Origin of the sequence: Acutalibacter muris (genome assembly GCF_002201475.1) — a bacterium.
GTDB classification, from domain to species: Bacteria; Bacillota; Clostridia; order Oscillospirales; family Acutalibacteraceae; genus Acutalibacter; species Acutalibacter muris.
The window spans coordinates 2014242-2035168 of sequence record NZ_CP021422.1 but is presented as its reverse complement, the minus strand read 5'-3'; the positions used below and the strand labels follow the sequence as shown (position 1 = coordinate 2035168).

At 54.9% G+C, this 20927-nt stretch carries 20 protein-coding genes and 1 tRNA gene; 19 read left to right on the top strand and 2 right to left on the bottom strand.

Annotated features, from left to right (window positions below; all coding sequences use genetic code 11):
- Positions 1–14: 14 nt before the first annotated feature.
- The 9 genes from ADH66_RS10415 to ADH66_RS10375 all read left to right on the top strand — a co-directional run bounded on the left by ADH66_RS10415 (position 15) and on the right by ADH66_RS10375 (position 10213).
- Positions 15–1019 carry a relaxase/mobilization nuclease domain-containing protein gene (locus ADH66_RS10415; protein WP_066541092.1) on the top strand — a complete coding sequence of 335 codons (1005 nt, stop codon included), beginning with the start codon at positions 15–17 and terminating at the stop codon, positions 1017–1019.
- Positions 1020–1126: 107 nt separating this feature from the next.
- Positions 1127–2344 (top strand): tyrosine-type recombinase/integrase, encoded by a 1218-nt coding sequence (locus ADH66_RS10410; RefSeq protein WP_066541093.1) that lies wholly within the window; start codon positions 1127–1129, stop codon positions 2342–2344.
- Between the two features lie 620 nt (positions 2345–2964).
- Positions 2965–3834 carry a LysR family transcriptional regulator gene (locus tag ADH66_RS10405; protein ID WP_066541077.1) on the top strand — a complete coding sequence of 290 codons (870 nt, stop codon included), beginning with the start codon at positions 2965–2967 and terminating at the stop codon, positions 3832–3834.
- An 81-nt stretch (positions 3835–3915) separates the two neighbouring features.
- Positions 3916–5073, top strand: a complete 1158-nt coding sequence (locus tag ADH66_RS10400) for an iron-containing alcohol dehydrogenase (protein ID WP_066541094.1) — start codon at positions 3916–3918, stop codon at positions 5071–5073.
- Between the two features lie 18 nt (positions 5074–5091).
- Positions 5092–5490, top strand: a complete 399-nt coding sequence (locus tag ADH66_RS10395; protein WP_066541096.1) for a cupin domain-containing protein — start codon at positions 5092–5094, stop codon at positions 5488–5490.
- Between the two features lie 21 nt (positions 5491–5511).
- Positions 5512–6228 (top strand): carboxymuconolactone decarboxylase family protein, encoded by a 717-nt coding sequence (locus tag ADH66_RS10390; protein WP_066541098.1) that lies wholly within the window; start codon positions 5512–5514, stop codon positions 6226–6228.
- 16 nt (positions 6229–6244) lie between these two features.
- Entirely contained in the window at positions 6245–7018 is a 774-nt protein-coding gene (locus ADH66_RS10385; protein ID WP_066541100.1) for an EFR1 family ferrodoxin, read from the top strand.
- A 12-nt stretch (positions 7019–7030) separates the two neighbouring features.
- Complete coding sequence (locus ADH66_RS10380) at positions 7031–8386, top strand: prolyl oligopeptidase family serine peptidase (protein ID WP_066541102.1); 1356 nt, start codon at positions 7031–7033, stop codon at positions 8384–8386.
- Between the two features lie 609 nt (positions 8387–8995).
- Entirely contained in the window at positions 8996–10213 is a 1218-nt protein-coding gene (locus ADH66_RS10375; RefSeq protein ID WP_066541103.1) for a tyrosine-type recombinase/integrase, read from the top strand.
- A gap of 203 nt (positions 10214–10416) precedes the next feature.
- Here the strand turns inward: ADH66_RS10375 and ADH66_RS10370 are convergent.
- A tRNA-Trp gene (locus ADH66_RS10370) sits at positions 10417–10492 on the bottom strand.
- Between the two features lie 177 nt (positions 10493–10669).
- On the opposite strand from ADH66_RS10370, the gene ADH66_RS10365 reads away from it, so the two are divergent.
- From ADH66_RS10365 to ADH66_RS10355, 3 genes are read left to right on the top strand one after another with little or no spacing between them, the layout of a single operon-like run.
- Positions 10670–11641, top strand: a complete 972-nt coding sequence (locus ADH66_RS10365) for a ComEC/Rec2 family competence protein (protein ID WP_066541106.1) — start codon at positions 10670–10672, stop codon at positions 11639–11641.
- The gene (locus tag ADH66_RS10360) at positions 11613–11834 is read left to right on the top strand and encodes a DUF3006 domain-containing protein (RefSeq protein WP_066541108.1); all 222 of its coding nucleotides are present in this window, start codon (positions 11613–11615) and stop codon (positions 11832–11834) included. The genes ADH66_RS10365 and ADH66_RS10360 overlap by 29 nt, the downstream gene beginning before the upstream one ends.
- Positions 11835–11865: 31 nt before the next feature.
- A complete protein-coding gene (locus ADH66_RS10355; protein ID WP_066541110.1) occupies positions 11866–12876 on the top strand; it encodes a sugar-transfer associated ATP-grasp domain-containing protein in 1011 nt (336 codons plus the stop codon).
- 71 nt (positions 12877–12947) lie between these two features.
- Here ADH66_RS10355 and ADH66_RS10350 read toward each other — a convergent pair whose 3' ends face one another.
- On the bottom strand, positions 12948–14156 hold the full coding sequence (locus ADH66_RS10350) for an FtsW/RodA/SpoVE family cell cycle protein (protein WP_066541112.1): 1209 nt from the start codon (positions 14154–14156) through the stop codon (positions 12948–12950).
- A 226-nt stretch (positions 14157–14382) separates the two neighbouring features.
- Between ADH66_RS10350 and ADH66_RS10345 the strand changes: the two genes are divergently transcribed.
- The 7 genes from ADH66_RS10345 to yfmH all read left to right on the top strand — a co-directional run bounded on the left by ADH66_RS10345 (position 14383) and on the right by yfmH (position 20901).
- Complete coding sequence (locus ADH66_RS10345; RefSeq protein ID WP_066541114.1) at positions 14383–16053, top strand: formate--tetrahydrofolate ligase; 1671 nt, start codon at positions 14383–14385, stop codon at positions 16051–16053.
- Positions 16040–16489 carry a tRNA (adenosine(37)-N6)-threonylcarbamoyltransferase complex ATPase subunit type 1 TsaE gene (tsaE, locus tag ADH66_RS10340; RefSeq protein WP_066541116.1) on the top strand — a complete coding sequence of 150 codons (450 nt, stop codon included), beginning with the start codon at positions 16040–16042 and terminating at the stop codon, positions 16487–16489. Before ADH66_RS10345 ends, tsaE begins: the two co-directional genes overlap by 14 nt.
- Complete coding sequence (gene tsaB, locus ADH66_RS10335) at positions 16489–17190, top strand: tRNA (adenosine(37)-N6)-threonylcarbamoyltransferase complex dimerization subunit type 1 TsaB (RefSeq protein ID WP_066541118.1); 702 nt, start codon at positions 16489–16491, stop codon at positions 17188–17190. The genes tsaE and tsaB overlap by 1 nt, the downstream gene beginning before the upstream one ends.
- Positions 17187–17633: a ribose 5-phosphate isomerase B gene (rpiB, locus tag ADH66_RS10330; RefSeq protein ID WP_066541120.1), complete on the top strand. Its 447-nt coding sequence runs from the start codon at positions 17187–17189 to the stop codon at positions 17631–17633. The genes tsaB and rpiB overlap by 4 nt, the downstream gene beginning before the upstream one ends.
- 13 nt (positions 17634–17646) lie before the next feature.
- Entirely contained in the window at positions 17647–18285 is a 639-nt protein-coding gene (upp, locus tag ADH66_RS10325; protein ID WP_066541122.1) for a uracil phosphoribosyltransferase, read from the top strand.
- Positions 18286–18373: 88 nt separating this feature from the next.
- Positions 18374–19630, top strand: a complete 1257-nt coding sequence (locus ADH66_RS10320) for a M16 family metallopeptidase (protein ID WP_066541124.1) — start codon at positions 18374–18376, stop codon at positions 19628–19630.
- Positions 19630–20901, top strand: coding sequence for an EF-P 5-aminopentanol modification-associated protein YfmH (gene yfmH / locus ADH66_RS10315; protein ID WP_066541130.1), 1272 nt, complete (start codon positions 19630–19632; stop codon positions 20899–20901). Before ADH66_RS10320 ends, yfmH begins: the two co-directional genes overlap by 1 nt.
- The last annotated feature ends 26 nt before the right edge of the window (positions 20902–20927 follow it).

The following is a 20927-nucleotide window of genomic DNA, read 5'->3' as shown; positions in this document are numbered from 1 at the left end:
CGTCAACTATCGTGATGGCAACATTTATTGCGATTAGGAATAGGAAACAAACGGCTGGCGCGATGCAAGGTGTTCTGAAATATGTGGCGCAGGATTACAAAACCAAGTGGGGAAATTTGAAATTTGTGACAGGGCATAACTGCGTTCCACAGTGCGCTTTCACTGAGATGATGACCACGAAGAAACGATTTCGCAAGACTGACGGCAGACAGTTTTATCATTTCGTGCAGTCGTTCCCGGAGGAAGATGACCTCACTCCGCAGGAAGTGAACGCTATCGGTTTGGAATTTGCGGCGAGGGAGTTCCCGGATTTTGAAGTGGTGGTGGCAACGCATTTGGACACTGGTCACCTGCATAATCACCTTGTAGTCAACTCTGTAAACTGTGTAGATGGCAAGAAACTACATCAAAATGCTACTGACTTGCAGGCTCATCGTAATGTGAATGACGAGATTTGTTTGAAACATGGGCTTTCAGTTTTGGAAAAAGCAAAGCGGCACGAGAAGAAAAAGCGCATGAAGCCCGGCGAGTATCAGGCTGGCTTACGCGGAGAGAGTTGGAAATTGGATCTGATTCATGTGATCAATGAAGCGCTGGAGTACGCCGACGATCGGGAGTCTTTCATCTACAATGTGGAGCAAGAAGGGTATCAAGTGGTATGGTCAGACACCAGAAAGCACATCACTTTCATTACGCCAGAGGGTCGGCGGTGCCGTGACAGCAGTTTGCATGATGAAACGTTCCTCAAAGAGAACTTGGAGATGTTGTTCATGTTCCGGCAGGTGTTTGAGTTTTACCCCGGCAGCGAGGAACCAGAGGAAGGATGGCTTGGTGAAGTCGCGTACAATGCCGTGGAGTTTGGGCGGTACTTGGAACAGGCATTGGACACACCAGAGCTACCGCCCATTCCGACCTGGTCGGAGAGCAAACAGCGCAGCCGGGAGGCACTCAAGAAGTTAGCTCATGGTCAGCGCTTCGGTGGCGAGGACTATGATTACGATTATAGTTTTTCAATGTAGTGGGCGTTCAAAATTTGCGACGCAGAACAAAGAATACGGAAGAAAAATTTTCTGGACATTGCCGGGACATTATGGTATTGTGTTGTGTTAAGAAAGGGGGCTGACAAATGGCTCAGAAGAAGTTGTTGACTAACGGAAAAGCCTTTAAGAGAACCGACGACCGCTGGGGCGGCACAGTCTGGTATATGGACGAAAAAGGAGAGCGTAAGCGTAAATCATTCTCAGGCACGACAAAGGCTGAAGTCACCAAGAAAATGACAGACTATGTTGCAGCTTTCAACGATGTCTTGCAGGAGTCCGATGAATCCCGCAAAACGCTCAAGGAGAGCATGACCCACTGGCTCCAAGTGTTCAAGTTTCCATCGGTGGAACGCACCACCTACGACCGTTGTGAATGTACGGTGGAGCATCAAATCTTTCCTCTCCTGGGTGACAAGGTGGTAGGTGATATAACCGCCACTGACCTCAAGGGAGTGCTCAACCATTGGATGGGGGAGGGTTACGCTTATACCACGGTGAAGAAAGTGTACATTGTCCTCAACGAGTATTTCCGCTACCTGACCCAGCAGGAAATCCTGGCAAAGAACCCCATGAATAGCGTACCCATGATAAAGAAGTCAAACTTTATGGCGGCTCAGAACAAGGAAGACCTGCCTACGCAGGAAACGGTTACCGTGTTTACGCCAGAGGAAATAGAAAAATTCAAAGTCGAGGCGTTCAGTAAATTCAGTAACGGTAAGCCCAAGTATCAGCAGCCAGCGGCATACATTCTCATGCTGAACACAGGTCTACGCACAGGGGAGCTGCTGGGCCTGCTCAATAGCGACATTGACCTGGAGTATAAATATCTTGAGGTGCGCCAGGGAGTAAAGGAAGTGTGCAGGCGAGAGGGGACAGACTACGTCCCCGGCAGAGAAGTCAAAGTCGGCAAGACCAAAACGGCCACCAGCAAGCGCCGTGTGCCGCTGAATCAGGCCGCAGTGCAGGCGGTAAGGGAGTTACGCCAGGAACGCAACTTCGGCCCCACAGCGCCCCTCGTGAGCGACGAGAAGGGCGGCTACACCAGGCCGGTGAACTTCCGCAAGAGGTACTACCGGATTTTGAAAGCAGCGGGCATAGATCAGAAAGGATTGCACAGTTTAAGACATCATTTTGCGACCCAACTGATAAACGGCGTGAAACAGCCCGACGGCACCATCAAAGCACTCTCGCCCCGGCAGGTAGCCGACCTTCTGGGCCACAGCACATCGCAAATCACCGAGATGTACTACGTCAAGAAAGATACGACCCGTCTGCAAGGGATAACAGACGGGTTCAATTTTTGACCGAGGCCAGCAAAGCAAGATCGCAGCCCCGAATTTTTGATGATTTATTGATGCTGTGCCAAACGGAAAAGTTAGAAACGGATGCGACCAGATGCGAAAAAAGCGCAAAATACACGCCATAGAGAGCGGCTCGACAGACCGCACCCCACCGCCCCAAAACACGAGAAAAGCCCGGAATTCCAAGGAATTCCGGGCTTTGTCAGACTTGCCGGAGGCAACGTCTTTGGCAGGGGCAGAAGGATTCGAACCCTCGGCACGCGGTTTTGGAGTGGATGTGGAAAAGACATGAGAGGACATACAACAGCCAGTTTTCCGCGCCGTTGAGCCGTTTGTGTTCCCGAAAAGTACGCCACAAAAGATTTTGATGATTTATTGATGATGTTGGATTTTCTCAGCCCTCAAAAAGGGCTTTTTTCATCTGCTTGTCTGAAAAAACTCTCAGAAAACTACATAGATAATACCATGCACACAAGCTAACTGTCAAGAGTTCGTCAGCTCAAAATTTGCGCCGCTAAACAAAGAAAACAATCAATTGCATGAATCGCTCTCAAAAACTCTTGCAGTCCAACGCCCCTACCTGATATACTATAAGTCAAAGTGAAAATGAGAGGAGAAACATAGTGGATTTACGCGTTCTCGAATACTTCCTGATGACCGCCGAAGAAGGCAGCATCACCCACGCCGCCGAGCTCCTCCACGTCTCCCAGCCCACCGTTTCCCGGCAGCTGATGGACCTGGAGCGTGAGCTTGGCAAGACACTTTTTATCCGCACAAAAAAGAACGTCAGCCTCACAAAGGACGGCCTCCTCTTTCGTGAGACCGCCCGAGAAATTCTCGCCCTCTACCAGAAGGCCGTGCGAGAAGACACCGGCGCCGCGGAGCTCTCCGGCGAGCTGTACCTGGGCATGGGCGAGACCGGCTCGGTGCGATTTTTGGCAGAGCAGATCGCCGCCTTTCAAGTGCTGCACCCCAGCGTACACTTCCACCTGATATCCGAAAACGCCGACCGCATATGCGAGGATATCGAGAAGGGGCTGCTGGACGCGGGATTTGTCATGCGGAATGTGAATCCGGCCACCTTTGAGATACTTGAGCTGGGCCTGACAGAGACCTGGGGTGTGCTGGTGCCAGAGAGCCATCCATTGGCCGGGGAGCCGGAGGTATCGGGCAGGCAGCTCCGGCAGGAGCGGCTGATATTGCCGGAGAACACCGTATTCAAGCAGGAGCTTTTGCGCTGGCTGGGGCAAGGGGCTGAAGAACGGGTAGGGGCCACCTACAACCTCATCTACAATGCCTTTCCCCTGGCCCAAACCGCCGGCGCGCTGATCGTCTGCCTGGGTACGGTCGGGGAACGCCAGGAGGGCCTGATCTTCCTTCCATTCGCCAAGGGTAAGACCGCCTCGGCGTCTCTGATATGGAAGAAAAAGCCCGTGCAGACTCCGGCGCTGGAGGCGTTCCTTGAGCATGTGGTTCATGCAATTTCCGAATAATGCTTTATTCAAAATGGGCATTTTACATTTCAATGGCCTTCTGTTATAATGTAACCAACACAAAAACAGGAGGTCATTTTCATGAAAAACTTTTTCTATCACGCACCGGTAAAGGTACTGTTCGGCGAGGGCGGCGTAGAGCGGCATTTGGGTATGGAGCTGCGGGCTTACGGCAAGACTGTCATGCTGGCTTACGGCGGCGGGTCCGTGAAGCGCAGCGGGCTCTACGACCAGCTCACCGGTATTTTGGAGCAGGCAGGCAAGACTGTCGTTGACTTCGGCGGCATCACCTCCAACCCCACTTATGACATGGTGGTAAAGGGTGCCGAGACCGTCAAAAACCAGAACGTTGACTTCATCCTGGCCGTAGGCGGCGGCTCGGTGATGGACTGTGTGAAGGTCATTTCGGCGGCGGCGAAGGCCCCCGGCGACTACTGGAAGCTGATTTTCGAGGACCATTACTACCCCATGAGCGGCACACCCTGGGGCGCTGTCGTCACCCTCTCGGGCACCGGCTCGGAAATGAACGGGCTGGGCGGTATCAGCAATAAGGCGCTGAACACGAAAGCCACCATGCCGGGCACCCCCGCCGGCTTCGCTATCTGTGACCCCACCTATCTGCTGACAGTACCGCAAAAGCAGCTGGCCTCCGGCATTTTCGACAATCTCAGCCACTGCATGGAGACCTACTTCGGCCCCGGCGAGTGCGTGTCCGACGCCATGAACGAGGCCGTCATGCACGATATTATTGAGAATGCCCGGGCCTGGCGGAGGGACCCCAAGAATATCGAGATTCTCGGCAACCTCATGTGGGATTCCTCCCTGCCCCAGACGTTCCTCTTCAACTGCGGCAAGGAGGGCGGCTTCCAGTGCCACCCCATCGAGGCCCAGCTTTGCGCCTACACTGGCGGTAACCACGGCATGGCCCTTGCAGTCATACACCCCAGTTACTACCGGCACATTGTGAAGGATATGCCCGAAAAATTCGCCCGGTTTGGGCAGAGGGTGTTCGACTTAGACCCCGCCGGGAAGACCACTCAGGAGCTGGCGGACGAGGCCGTTGAGGCTGTGGCTGCGTTCGTGAAGGAGCTGGGGCTGGACAGCAGCTTTACGGAGCTGGGGTTGAAGGTGGACGAGGATATTTTGCGGAAGGTTTCTGAGAATTGCGGAGTGAACCCGAGTATGCCCCGGGTACTGCCCAGGGAGGAGATTTTCCAGATGTTGATGGAAGTCATGTAACCAAAAGGAGGAAGAACCATGAGCGGCACACTGTTCCCCAAAGGCGGGCCGAACCCCGCCGGAGCCTATTTCACCGGGCAGTCCTATCTGTCTGCCTTGAGCGAGGCGGGCGTGCAGATCTTCAATGTCACCTTCGAGCCGGGATGCCGGAACTTCTGGCACATCCACCACGCCAAATCCGGCGGCGGGCAGATCTTGCTCTGTACCCAAGGCCGGGGCTGGTATCAGGAGTGGGGCCAGGAGCCCCGGGAGCTCCATCCCGGGGACGTAGTAAACATTCCATCAGAGGTCAAGCACTGGCACGGCGCGGCAAAAGACAGCGAATTTGTCCATGTGGCGGTCGAGGTGCCCGGGGAGGACTACTCCACCCAGTGGTGCGAGCCGGTCAGCGACGAGGAATACAGCAAACTGCCCTGAACAGGAAAGGAGCAAGAGAGAATGGACACTAAGAAGATATTTCCGAGTCTTAGCGAGACCGACCCGGAGTTCGCTCGAATTTTTACAAGCTTCGCCTTCGGCGAGGTGCTGGACACCACGGAGCCTATGGACGAGCCCACACGCTATCTGGCGATCTTAGCCACCCTGCTGGGCTGTCAGGGGCTGGACGCCTTCCGGCTCATGCTGCCCCTGGCCCTGGACGGCGGGGTAACTCCCATAGAGGTGAAGGAAACTGTGTACCAGGCCGCCGCCTATCTGGGGCTGGGCCGTATGCTGCCCTTTCTGAGTGCGGTCAACGAGGAACTGAGCCGCCGGGGCATCGCCCTGCCGCTGGAGCCCCAGGGCACTGTCCAGCCCGAGCAACGCCGGGAGGCTGGTAATCAGATACAGGTGGAGGCTTTCGGAGAAGGCCTGAGAAATAGCTGGGAGCAGGGGCCAAGGGAGAAGCGGCACATCAACAGCTGGCTTGCCAGCAACTGTTTTGGGGATTACTACACCCGCACGGGCCTGAGTCTGCCCCAGCGGGAGATGATAACCTTCTGTTTCCTGGCGGCACAGGGCGGGTGCGAGCCCCAGCTTACCGCTCATGCCCGGGCCAACATGACCGTGGGCAATGACCGGCTTTTCCTGATCCAGGTGGTCAGCCAGTGCCTGCCCTATATCGGCTACCCAAGGAGCCTGAACGCTTTGAACTGCATTGAAAACGCTTCAAAATAAACAGGAGGAATTTTACATGGTATTATACTTCACTGCTACCGGAAACAGCCTCTATGCCGCCAAGCAGTTTGACACGGAGCTGGTCAGCATCCCTCAGGAGCTGAAAAAGACGGACAGGCGCTATAAGGCTGATTCCATCGGCATCGTCTGCCCGCTCTACGAGCTGGATATGCCTGATGTAATCAAGGAGTTTATCAAAAACTCAGAGTTTGAGACAGACTACTTTTACATCGTCATCACCTACGGTTGCCACCACGGCGGCGTGGCTGAGCGGGTACAGGAGTACCTTACAAGTGTCGGCAAAAAGGCCGACTACATCAACACCGTCATTATGCTGGACAACGCCCTGCCGGTGTTCGACATGGAGGAACAGAAAAAGCTGGAGCCAGAGAAAAATGTTGACGAGCATTTAGCTGCCATCAGGGCCGACATCGACGGCAAAAAGCGGGAGATTCAGTTTGCCAGCCAGGAGGAGAAAGACTTCTACCAGGGGTTTGTCAACATGATAAAAGAGAACGGCCCCATGCTGGTAAAGCCTTACTACCGGGTGACGGAGGACTGCATCGGCTGTGGGATATGCTCACGGGTGTGCCCAATGGGGTGCATTAGCGTGAAAGAGGGCAGGGCCGAACACGACTATACCGACTGCGTAAGCTGTATGGCCTGCATCCACGCCTGCCCACAGAAGTCCATACAGTTCGCCACCTTCAAGGAAGTCAACCCTGAGCACCGCTACCGCAACCCCAACATCCCGCTCAAGGAAATTATTGCGGGGAATTGCCAAAAGTAAAGGAGGACAACCATGTACCCATACAAAACCTTCACCATTGTCACCGACAACGGCCCCTACATCACCAAGCTCATTTTGAAAGCCCCCAAGTCCGTCCGCGCCGAGTGCATTGACAAAGACACCTTCTCCGTCTACGTGGAGCGCATCGACCCCAAGACCGGCAAGGGCTTCCTTGAGAACCACACCTGGCCCGGTCCGAAGATTTTCCCTTCCCAGGGCTACCGCCCGGTGTCGGCGGCGTACCCCTGCGACGAGAACGGCGGTAAGGTCTACCAGTCGGGGCACATCGCTCTGGAGATGCCCTACCAGATGGGCGCTCCCATCGGCTACTCTATGGCGGCGAGCCTCCGGGAGGGCGGCTACAACGCCCTGGTGGAGTGCCGCTACCGGGTCACCCAGGTGAAGGATATCCCCGGCGAAGTGCCCATAAACGGCTGGATATTCGACGAGTCCCAGGGGGATATCTGCCCACAGCTGAGGGGATGGCAGAATGGGTGCTCCCACTATGAGCCGCTCCCTCTGAACTACGGCTATTTCACCCCGGACTTGGACCATGCCAGGCAAAGCTTCACCGCCCTGGACAGCAACTACGGCGACGAGTGGGAGCATACCTTCCCGGAGAAGCTGCCCCTGGTGATTTGGCTCCACGGCCACGGCGAGGGCGGCGATGACCCGGCTTTGGCCTACACCGGCAACAAGGTGGTGGCCATCTCCTCCGACGATATTCAGCGCAAGCTGGGAGGTGCGGCCTATGTGCTGGTCCCCCAGTGCCCCACCTTCTGGATGAATTCCGGCGCGGTGAACCATCAGGATCCCCAGGAGCTTACCAGCAGCAAAAGCATGTACACCGAGGCGGTGAAGGCCGCGATTGACGAGTTTATTGAGCTGCACCCGGACATCGACCGGGACCGGGTGTACATCGGCGGATGCTCCAACGGCGGATTTATGACCATGCGGATGCTTCTGAGCTACCCGGGCTTCTTCGCGGCGGCATACCCGGTGTGCGAGGCCCTGCGGCCCAGCGACTTCTCAGAGCAGGATATTGAGAACCTCAAACACCTGCCTATGTGGTTCACCCAGGCCGAGAACGACCCCATCGTGCCCCCGGACGGTCTTGTATTGCCCCTGGTACGGCGGCTGAAGGCGGCGGGTGCGGAGAATGTCCATGTTTCCCTGTTCGAGCGGATCGTGGACAAGTCCGGGCTGTATAAGGACGGCCAGGGGAGGCCGCTGGAGTATATGGGGCACTTCTCCTGGATACACACCTTTAACGATGACTGTGTGTATGACCTGGACGGGACGAGGGTCATGCACGAGGGACGGCCTGTGACCCTCTGGCGCTGGATGGGGCGGCAGTGCAGAAAATAGAGGGATATGCAGAAAAGGAAAACACTTAGCATCAACAAGCAACAGGCTGTTGAGCCGTGTAAGGGCCGTGTCGGGCGATTTTGGGCAGCGGTCAAGAAAGTTACCACCCGCAGGTAAAGAACGCCGTGTGAGGGTATTTGTGGCGATTTGTGATGGGAGTATTTGCTAAGCCAGATAAAGGGCAGATATGCAGGAATATGAAAGATTATCCAGCCTCAAAGGGTGCAGAAAACGGTCGAAAAGCCAAGCAGGTTAAAGCGCGGGGTCTACCGCGCGGATAACATCGGACGGCAGAGCCGACCGTTGGGGCAAAATCAGGAATAAGCAGGTTCAGAAATCAGGGGTCGGTGGATGTCATGCAAAAACTTCCACTATTGTGGAAGGGCAAGCAGAGCGCTCGTCCGACGTTGTCGGACAGCACAGGTATCGGGCAGCAGCCCGAACCCACTTTTGTAAGGGTAAGGCGCCTAGCTCAAAATTTGCGCCGCATAACAAAGAATACGGCCTTTAGAAATCCGGAAATGCCAGAGCAAAAAGTAAGAAAAATGTCAGTAGACTTTTGCAACAGAGTGTGGTATGTTGTGTTGTTGACGAAAGGAGGGCTGACAAATGGCTCAGAAGAAGTTGTTGACTAACGGAAAAGCCTTTAAGCGCACAGATGACCGCTGGGGCGGGACAGTCTGGTACATGGATGAGAAAGGGGAGCGTAAGCGTAAAAGTTTTTCAGGCACTACCAAGGCAGAAGTCACAAAGAAGATGACTGACTACGTTGCGGCATTTAACGATGCCTTGCAGGAGTCAGACGAATCCCATAAGACTCTCCGCGAGAGCATGACCCACTGGCTCCAGGTTTTCAAGTTCCCCTCGGTGGAACGCACCACCTACGACCGCTGTGAATGTACGGTGGAGCATCAAATTTTTCCTTTGCTCGGAGAGAAAGTTGTAGGCGATATCACTGCGGCAGACCTCAAGGAACTGCTGAACCACTGGATGGGAGAGGGCTACGCCTACACCACAGTCAAGAAGGTGTACATCGTCCTCAACGAGTATTTCCGCTACCTGACCCAGCAAGAAATTTTAGCAAAGAGCCCAATGAACAGCGTACCCATGATAAAAAAGTCAAACTTCATGGCGGCTCAAAACAAAGAAGATCTGCCTACGCAGGAAACTGTCACGATTTTCACGCCAGAAGAAATTGAGAAATTCAAGGCCGAGGCATTCAGCACTTACGCCAACAGCAAGCCGAAATACCAGCAGCCAGCGGCTTACATCCTCATGCTGAACACCGGCCTGCGCACCGGGGAACTGCTGGGCTTGCTTAACAGCGATATCGACCTAGAGCATAAATATCTTGAGGTGCGCCAAGGGGTAAAGGAAGTCTGCAAGCGAGATGGCGTGAATTTTGAGCCAGGCAGGGAGGTCAAAGTTGGCAAAACGAAAACAGCCACCAGTAAGCGCCGTGTGCCGCTGAATCAGGCCGCAGTACAGGCAGTAAGGGAGTTACGCCAGGAGCGCGATTTCGGCCCCACAGCGCCCCTCGTGAGCGACGAGAGGGGCGACTACACCCGCCCAGTGAACTTCCGCAAGAGGTACTACAGAATTTTGAAAGCTGCCGGGATAGAACAGAAAGGGCTACATTCTCTCCGACACACATTCGGCAGCTCACTGGTCAACGGCATCCGCCAGCCGGACGGAACCCTCATGGCACTCTCGCCTAGGCAGGTAGCCGACCTCCTGGGACACAGTACCTCGCAAATCACGGAAATGTACTATGTCAAGAAAGACACGACTCGCCTACAAGGGATAACAGACGAGTTCAATTTTTAGCCAGAGCCAGTGCGAGAGAGGGGAGCACCTCGGATTTTTGATGATTTATTGATGATGTGCCAGATGGAAAAGTTAGAAACAGATACGACCAGATGCGAAAAAACAGCAAAATACACGCCGTAGAGAGCGGCACCATAGACCGCACCCCACCACCCCAAATACGAGAAAATCCCGGAATTCCAAGGAATTCCGGGATTTACCAGTGGCAGGGGCAGAAGGATTCGAACCCTCGGCACGCGGTTTTGGAGACCGCTGCTCTACCAGCTGAGCTATACCCCTATCTCTTAAGACTTGATTATTATACCACCTCACATACTAGATGTCAATCCTTTTTTCAGCAATTTTTGAGTTTGCAAGCAATATTATACTTTTGGAAAAACCAGTTGCGCCAGGAAGAAAATTGCGCTATAATAATTTAGAACACAGGCATAGTATTCATCCAACGAGGTTACATCAATGTCAAAAAGCACAGCCTCCGGCAGGAAAACAAGTTTTGTGCGGCGGTTTAGGATTATGAGGGTGTTTATGGTCTTGTCTGCGCTGATAATCTCCATTACCCCGGCGGGGCGACGGATATTTTCGCAGGCGTGCTATGAGTTTGGATTCAACGACCGGCGGGACGAGACAGGGCTGCTGGAGATACACATACTTGATGTGGGAAAAGCAGACGCTATCCTTATACGCAGCCAAGACCATGCGGCGCTGATAGACGCCGGAAAGTTTGACGCCGCAGACACGGTTGCGGACTATCTGCTGAGACACAAGGTGACGGCCCTCGATTACCTGATAATGTCACACCCTGACAGCGACCATATTGGCGGTATGCCGGGCGTGCTGGGTGAAATCAGCGTAGGCGCTTTCGTACAAGCTGATACCGGCTACTTTTCAGAAGAGGGCTCGGGCCTTTCGGCACTGCTGAGTATGCTTGAACAGAACGGTACAGATACTATGTCCATGGAACCAGGCGACAGCTTTACAATGGGGCAGGCCGTTTTTACAGCCATAGGACCGATGGGCAGCTTTGAAGATCCGAATAACTCATCGCTGGTGCTGCGTATGGACTGCCGTGATTTTTCTGCCCTGTTCTGCGGAGATATGGAGTATGACGCTGAGCAGGCGTTGATACTAAGCGGGCAGGATATTGATATCGATCTGTTAAAGGTCGGTCATCACGGCAGCAGCACCTCAAGCAGTCTGCGGTTCTTATGGGAGACGTCGCCTAAATACGCGGCGATATCCACTGCTCTGGACAGGAACCTGCTGCCCAGGGACGAGGTTCTGGAACGTCTTGAGGATGTTGGCGCGGAGATATACCGCACGGATACGGACGGAAATATTGTGTTTATATACGATGGGGGCCGCGTGCGGGTCAGATTGGATAAGGAGGAGCGTACAGATTATGAAACAGTTGAGCATAGACCGTTTTGAGGGCAAATTCGCCATTTGTGAGGATTCGGAGGAAAAATACTATGCCATAGAGACCTCCGAGTTGCCCGAGGGGGCAAAGGAAGGGGACGTATTGAGGATAACTGACGAGGGCGAGCTGCTTATTGACGAGGGGGAGACCCGTGCCCGCCGGGAGCGTATTGCGGCCAAGCAGCGCAGGGCTTTTGGAAAGTAAGCTTATTCTATCACAAAGGAGATGCTATAAATTGGGCAAGCTGAGTTATATCCTTGGTACGGCCATGCGTATGGACTATAAGGAGCTGTTCCGCACGGCGGGCATAGTCCACGCTATCACCGGCAGGAGCAGCCCTGCGGTGCTTGCTGATATTGTAGGCTGCGGACTACGCTATGGCGCGGGTTTTAACGACTATCTGCTGTGCGAATTTTACAATCTGACCCCGGAACAGAGGGCCACCTACGTGACGCGCAGTGTGAACAACACCCTGGTACAGATGTTGAACGATCCCGCATATTACAAGTATTTTGACTATAAGAGCACGTTTTATCGGACGTTCGCGGATTATATAGGCAGGGAATGGCTTGAGTTTTCTTCGGCCACCCAAAACCAGCTGGAGGATTTTGTCAGCGGCAGGGACGCCGTTATAGTGAAGCCGAACGATGGCACCGGCGGCAAAGGAGTGGAGAAGCTGGTCCTAAAGGATTTTTCAAGCGTAGAGGAGCTTTACAATAAGCTGCGGGAGGACAATGTGGGCGTGGTCGAGGAGGTACTGGAACAGCACCCTGAATTGAACGCGCTAAATCCATACTCTATTAACACTCTGCGTATAGTGACTATCCGAAACGATACCGGCGGGCATATCCTGTATGCCCATCTGCGCATAGGCAACGGCGGCCGCCCGGTAGACAACCTGCACTCGGGGGGGATGTTCGCGCCGGTGGACCTGGACACGGGGCGTATACAGTACCCGGCCTATGACAAGGACAGAAAGACATATGAGAAGCACCCCATGACAGGCGTGGCCATAGAGGGGCTTTTAATACCCCTCTGGGAGCAGGCGAAGGAACTGTGCCTGAAGGCCTCGGAGGTGATACCGCAGATGCGGTATGTGGGCTGGGACGTGGCCGTTACGCACAAGGGCCCGGTGCTGGTGGAGGGGAATAATCTGCCGGGGTACGATATCCTGCAAATGCCGCCCCATACGCCGGACAAGATAGGTATGCTGCCAAGGTTCAGGGAGTTTGTGGACGGTATATGAGAACACAAAAAAGCTGGTACGGCGTGGCCGTACCGGCTTTTTTGTGTTTACTATATTGAATATTCTGAAGGCTAGAGCTTTTTCACCTCGTGAGTTTTCTTGTAGGAGGGCCGAATCGGTTGACTGGGCCTTAGATGCAGGCCGTCTATCTCCTTGCGGCGCATATGGACGCTCTGGACCAGCCCGAAGCCCAGGTACAGGCACATGGACGAGGAGCCGCCAGCGCTGAAGAAGGGTAATGTTATACCCATGGCGGGGAGTATCGTCAGGCACATGCCGATGTTCCAGACGGACTGTAACGCTATTATCCCAAAGAATCCAAAACAAATATACCGGCCCAGGTCGTCCCGGGAGGTGCTTGCCACATGCAGGATCTTTATCATAAATAGCAGGAGAAGCCCAAGGATGGCCACGCACCCGATGAAGCCCAGCTCCTCGCCGGCTACGGAGAAGATGTAGTCGCTGTGCTGAAAGGGAACCACATTGCTCCTGACCCTTGGCCCCTGTCCAAGACCCTGGCCCCGGAGACCGCCGCTGCCGATGGAAACGCGTCCCTGCCACTGCTGAAATCCATCGGTCATGCGTATATCCGGGTCGGTGTCCAGGTTGAACACAGCCACGAAGCGGTTCTTCTGATAGTCCTTGAGAACGTACTGCCACACGATGGGCAGGGCCACCACAACAAGGCCAGCCAGTATGGCGAAGTACCGAAGGGGTACCCCGGCGGCAAGGCTCATGAACAGGAACATGGAGAAAAAACCGATGGTGGCGCCAGTGTCACCCTGAAGCTCACACAGGGCCATCGCTATCCCGGCGTGAAGGCACAGCAGGAGTATCTGGGGAAAATCTCCAATGGCCCCCTTCTTCTTAACGATGTCCAGATGCTTTGCGAAGGTGATCATAAACGCTATTTTGACCAATTCGCTGGATTGGAAGGTTCTGTTGCCGATACTTATCCACGCCCGGGCGTCCACGCCGCCGGAGCCCATAATGCGCTCGCCGAAAAGATAGGTATATATCATTAAAAAAATAGAGAAACCCGCGATAATGTACCAAAAGTTGGCAATATCGGCATAGTCAATGGAGCTGACAATCAGGGCGCCGGCGGCTCCAAGGACGATGGGGAACAGCTGTGCGCGGAAGTAGTCGGCGGAGGCAGACTGGGAAACGCTGTGCAGGAGCAAAAGGCTATAGGCGCACATGGCCGCCAGCAGCAACCAGAGAAGGATATCAGCGCGTTTTAGATAGTTAAGTATACTCTTTCCTATACTGTTAAGCATATATTGATTCCTTTATATAATAATATCGGATATATTGAAGTTTTAAAAAAGACGGCACATCAATTATGTTGACCTGTTTTGTTATTATAACATATCCGACGGCAGTGGGCAAGACCGAAAAACCTTGTTTGTTTCTTTTTTCCGATTCACTCTTTACTATTTCGCAAAGATACACTATAATGATAGAGCCATAAAGAAAATTTGCTGAAAGGTGTTGACGCGAGCCATGCTGACTGACATTGAGATCGCCCAGAGCGTAGAGCTGAAGCCCATAAAGGAGATTGGGGAGAAGCTGGGGCTTCTGGAGGAGGAGCTGGAGTTTTACGGCAGGTATAAGGCAAAGATCAGCGATAAGGCCATGAGCAGACTGAAGGACCGCAGGGACGGTAAGCTGATACTTGTTACCGCCATTAACCCGACCCCCGCCGGAGAGGGGAAGACCACCACCACCGCCGGCCTGGGACAGGCTATGGCGAAGATAGGCAAGAATGCCATTATAGCTCTTAGAGAGCCTTCTCTGGGGCCGGTGTTTGGTATCAAGGGCGGCGCGGCCGGAGGCGGCTATGCCCAGGTGCTGCCCATGGAGGATATAAATCTTCACTTTACCGGGGATATGCACGCTATAACCTCGGCCAATAACCTGTGCTGCGCTATGCTTGACAACCATCTCCAGCAGGGGAACCCCCTGGGGATAGACCCACGGCGGATTCTCATCAAGCGCTGCCTTGATATGAACGACAGGGCTCTGCGCAACGTAATAGTTGGGCTGGGCGGTAAAATAAACGGTGTGCCCAGGGAGGATAACTTTATCATCACCGTGGCCAGCGAGGTCATGGCTATACTTTGCCTTGCAAAAGACACCGTGGACCTGAAGGAGCGACTGGGGAATATCCTCATAGCCTACGATTATGAGGGCAAGCCCGTCTATGCCCGGGATATTAAGGCCCAGGGGGCCATGGCCGCGCTTTTGAGGGATGCCATCAACCCCAATCTGGTGCAGACTATAGAGGGAACTCCCGCCATCATGCACGGCGGGCCCTTTGCAAACATTGCCCACGGCTGCAACTCTGTGCGGGCCACAAGACTGGCGTTAAAGCTTGCGGACTACTGCATAACCGAGGCGGGCTTCGGATCTGACCTGGGGGCGGAGAAATTTATGGACATCAAGTGCCGCATGGCGGGGCTTGCGCCGGACTGCGTGGTGGTGGTGGCTACCGTGCGTGCCCTGAAATATAACGGCGGCGTACCGAAGGCGGAGCTCTCCACGGAGAACGTAGAAGCGCTAAAAAAGGGCATTGTGAATCTCAAGGCCCATGTGGAGAATATGCATAAGTTCGGCGTGCCGGTGGTGGTGGCTATCAACCGCTTCGGCACCGATACGGACGCGGAGCTGGGCGTAATAGACAGCTGCTGCAGGGAGCTGGGAGTCAGCTATGCCCTGTCCGAGGTATTCGGCAAGGGCGGTGAGGGCGGCATGGAGCTGGCAAAGACCGTCTGCGACGTGATAGACTGCAAAAAATCCAAATTTGCGCCCATCTATCCCGACGATGCCCCGGTGGAGGAGAAGATAAACGATATCGCCAGCAAAATTTACGGTGCGGCGGGTGTCGCTTTCACTAATCAGGCAAATAAGTCCCTGAAAGAGATAAAGGCTCTGGGCGGCGACAAAATGCCGGTCTGTATAGCAAAAACCCAGTATTCCCTCTCTGACGACCCAACCCTGCTGGGCAGGCCTACAGGGTTTACAGTGACGATCAGGGATCTGAAGCTGTCCTCCGGGGCGGGCTTTGTGGTGGCCTATGCGGGGGATATCATGACCATGCCCGGGCTGCCCAAGGTGCCGGCGGCGGAGAAGATTGACGTGGACGATAACGCGGTGATACATGGGCTGTTCTGACAAGGAGTTTTGCTTTACGACAAATTCGCCGGGCGAAACCCAGGCCCTTGGGGAGCGCCTTGCCCGCAGGCTCAAGGGTGGTGAGGTCATCGCCTTTACAGGTGGCATGGGGGCGGGAAAGACCGCCTTTACCCGAGGCTTGGCCATAGGCCTTGGGGCCGGGGACGTGGCAAGCAGCCCCACCTTCGCCATAGTGAACGAGTATAGGGGCAGGCTCACCCTGGAGCATTTTGATATGTACCGCATAGATACCTGGGAAAGCCTCTACTCCACCGGCTTTTTCGACTATCTGGACGCCGACCGGGTGCTGGCTATTGAGTGGAGCGAGAATATAGAAGGCGCGCTGCCGGAGGGCACGATATTTATAGACATATGCCCTGGGGACGCTGAGACACAGCGCATGATCACTATTAGAGGCTGGAGGGGGGAGCTTTAATGCTTATTCTGGGGATAGAATCCTCTGCGGGGCCGGCTTCGGCCGCCGTTGTGCAGGACGGGCGGCTGCTGGGGGAATTTTTTGTGAACACCAAGCAAACCCACAGCCAGACCCTTCTGCCCATGGTGAAGTCGTTGTTGGCAAATCTCAGCTTGAAGGTACGGGACCTGGACTGCATTGCCGTTGCCAACGGGCCTGGCTCCTTTACAGGAGTGCGCATTGGCGTAGCGTGTGTAAAGGGTATGGCCTTGCCGAACAATACTGCCTGCTGCGGTATTTCAACCTTGGAGGGGATCGCCTATGGCGGCGCTGGCCTTGTGGGCAGCATTATATGCGCGGCTATGGATGCCCGCTGCGGTCAGGTCTACAATGCGCTTTTTGAGGTGGAAGATACCGGCCTTGCCCGACTGACAGAGGACCGCGCCATATCCCTTGAGGAGCTGAGCCGGGAGTGCCGGAGCTATGGTGAACGGCTGGTGCTTTTCGGAGACGGCGCGCAGGTGTGCTATAAGGAGTTCGCCGCGTGGGGCGCAAGGCTGGCCCCGGAACCGGTGCGTTTCCAGCGTGCCGGCAGCGTGGCGCTGCTGGCAGGGGAACGGCAGTGGGTCACGGCGGGCGAATTGATGCCCGCATACCTGCGTATGCCCCAGGCGGAGAGGGAACTGAAAGCAAAACAGATGAATAGGGAGGATGTAAAATGAAACTTGCGGTAGGCTGTGACCACGGGGGCTTTGAGGTCCTGGAGAGTATTAGGGCGTATTTGAAAGAGAAGGGTATAGAGTATGTGGACTTTGGCACCCACAGCACGGACTCGGTGGATTATCCGCTTATAGCCCTAAAGGTGGCGAAGGACGTGTCCGGCGGTGATGCCGATCTGGGGGTGCTGGTGTGCTCCACGGGTATAGGCATCTCCATTGCCGCCAACAAGGTGGTGGGCATACGTGCCGCCGTTGTTACCAACGAGCTCTGCGCGGAGCTTACCCGCAAGGATAACAACGCCAATATCCTGTGCATGGGCGGCAAGGTGGTGGACGGCGGGACAGCGGTGAAAATACTTGACAAATTTATCAATACGGATTTTGAGGGCGGCCGCCACGCCCGCCGGGTGGGGCAGATAGCGGACATCGAAGCCGGAAGATTATAAAGGAGAAAATACCATGAAAAGTTATGATAATGTTTTTGTTATGGACCACCCGCTCATCCAGCACAAGCTGACCTTCCTGCGAAGTGTTGACACGGGCACCAAGGAGTTCAGGGAGCTTGTCAGCGAGATAGCCACCCTCATGTGCTATGAGGCCACTCGGGACCTGCCCCTTATGGACGTAGAGACGGTGACCCCCATGCAGAAGACCACCACCAAGGTGATAGCCGGGCGCAAGCTGGCCTTTGTGCCAATACTCCGGGCGGGCCTGGGCATGGTGGACGGTATGCTGAACCTGGTGCCCTCTGCAAAGGTTGGGCATATTGGGCTATATCGGGACCACGACACACTGAAGCCGGTGGAATACTATAATAAGCTGCCCCAGGACATCACCGAGAGGGACGTTATCGTGCTGGACCCCATGCTGGCCACCGGCGGCTCGGCCATGGACGCCATCACCCTTGTGAAGCGCAGCCACCCAAAGAGCATCAAGTTCCTGTGCATAATCGCCGCCCCTGAGGGCCTGGAGGTCCTGACAAAGACCCACCCGGATGTGCAGATATACTGCGCGGCGGTGGACGAGAAGCTCAACGAGAACGGCTATATCCTGCCGGGGTTGGGGGACGCAGGGGACAGGATTTTCGGTACACTGTAAACGGGGCTTTTCATTTTCCCATATCTGTGGTATAATATACATTATGGTGTATAACCGCCGTATAATCTGAGAATAAGGAAGCGTTTGGATGAGCGAGATCATGACCTGTCCCATCAGCGAGACCGTTGTGCTGAAAAGCTTTATAGACCCCAGCTTCAAGACCATGCGGGTGTCTGTGAATATGCTTTTGCCGATTGACAAGGCCACGGCGGCGAAGTATGCCCTGCTGCCCGCCCTTGTGAGCCGTGCCACCCGGGAGTACCCGGACTACACCGCGCTGGGCCGCCGGCTTGCGGAGCTCTATGGGGCGAGCCTGGGCTCGGGGGTGCAGAAGATAGGGGAGTATCAGGCCCTGGGGCTGTCCGTGGGGGGCATAGCCAGCCGGTATGCCCTTGACGGAGAGGATATGTTTCAAAAGCTGACAGGCCTCTTATTCAGCGTGCTTTTTGACCCGCTGAAGGAGGAGGACGGCTTGTTCCCCCTGGACGGCTTTACCCAGGAGAAGCGGCAGCAGCTGGAGCAGAAGGACGCGGAGTTCAGCGACAAGATGATATATGCCCACCAGCGATGCCACGAGCTGCTTTTTGAGGGCAGGCCCGCAGGTCTGGACCGCTTGGGCAGTAGGGAGGAGATAGAGGCCTTGACCTGTGAGGAGCTGAAAGGGGCTTGGGAGGAACTGCTGGAGAACGCCAGGTTCGAGATATTCGCCCTGGGCGACTGCCGGCCCGACGTGGAAGCTATCAGGGAAAGGTTTTCCAAAGTAGGTCATGCCTATAAGCTGGGTCAGGTGGCCTATGAGCCGCCGGAGCTGCGGAGGGTTACCGAGCGCCAGCCTGTTTCCCAATCAAAGCTGGCCATGGCTTTCCGGGCCAAGGTCCCCAAAGAGGAGCGGCTGCTGTTCCAGCTGATGAGCGCTGTGCTGGGTGAGCCCACCAGTTCCAAGCTGTTCCAGAACGTCAGGGAGAAACAGGGCCTTTGCTACTATTGCGACAGCACCTTCTCGTGGGTCAATAACGCGCTGTTTATTGAGAGCGGAGTGGAGACCGAAAACCTTGAGCGGACAGAGGAGGCCATACTGGCCCAGCTTACCGCCCTGCAGAGGGGCGAGGTCACGAAGGAGGAGCTGGAGTACGCAAAGCTCTATATGCGCAACAGCCTGCGTTCGGTGCGGGATACCCTTCACAGGGTGGAGGGCTGGTATTTGGGCCGTGCCTTTGATCAGCCGGACCTGTCGCCGGAGCGGGCGGCGGACCTTCTGATGGAGTACACCGTGGAGGACGTGGTGGAGGCCGCGAACCGCCTTGAACCGGCGGTCATCTACAAGCTGAAGGGAGGCGGGGAGTGATGGAGCTGAAAAGGGTTGAGAGTGCGCGGACCGGCGACTTTTACTATAAGGGCCGTCACCCTTCGGGGCTGGATATCTATCTGTACCCCAAGGAAAACGGCCGGAGCACCCGGGCGGTGTTTGGAACAAAGTACGGCTCTATTGACAACTGTTTCCAGCGCAGTGACGAGGCTTCGGCGGAGACCTTCCCCGAGGGTATTGCCCACTATCTTGAGCACAAGCTGTTTGAAAGCGAGGACGGCGACGCCTTTGCGCGCTATGCCGAGACCGGCGCCAACGCCAACGCCTTTACGGGCTTTGAGTCCACCTGCTACGTGTTCTCCTGCACGGATAGGCTGTACGATTCACTGCGCATACTGCTGGACTTTGTGCAGTCGCCATATTTCACAGAGGAAACCGTGGCGAAGGAGCAGGGGATAATTGGGCAGGAGATAAAGATGTATGAGGATCTTCCCGGATGGAGAGTGTTCTTTAATTATCTTCAAGCCATGTACCACAGCCACCCTGTGCGCAAGGACGCGGCCGGAACCATAGAGAGTATAGCTGAGATTACCCCTGAACACCTGTACCGCTGTTATAATACTTTCTATAATCTAAATAATATGGCCCTGGTGCTCTCCGGAAAATTTGATGTGGATAAGGTAATTACTGTCTGTGACGAAATGCTGAAGCCCTCCCCGCTTATAAGCGTAAAGAGGGTATTCCCAAAAGAGCCGGATACCGTTGTCCGGCCATTTATAGAGCAGAAGCTGTCGGTAGCTATGCCAGTCTTCCAGTTCGGCTATAAAGAGGACGCAAAAAAGCCCCGCAAAGAAACAGACATGGCGGCTATGAGCGCTCTTCTGGCTATATTGGCCTCCGACGCCTCGCCGATGTTCCGTAAGCTTTTAGACGGGGGACTGATAAACGAGGCCAGCTTTAGCCGGGATTATTTTGAAGGCTCCGGCTATGCTACAGTCATGTTCGGCGGAGAATCCAGGGACCCAGAGGCGGCCGCGGAACTTATCCGCAGCGAGGTGGCAAGGCTTCAAAAAGAGGGGATCACAGAAGAAGATTTCCGATGGGCCAAGCGAAGCTTGTATGGTGAGAGTATCTCAGCCTTGAACCATGCGGCGGGGATAGCCAGCTGGGTCATTGATTTTGCCTTTAAGGGCATGGAGCTCTTTACCTACATTGACGCGCTGGCCGGGCTTACGCTGCCACAGGTCCGTCAAAAGCTGGAGACACTACGCGACGACCGCAGCGTGCTGTCGGTGATATGGCCAATATAGCCTTTAGAGAAAGGATGGGTTTATCA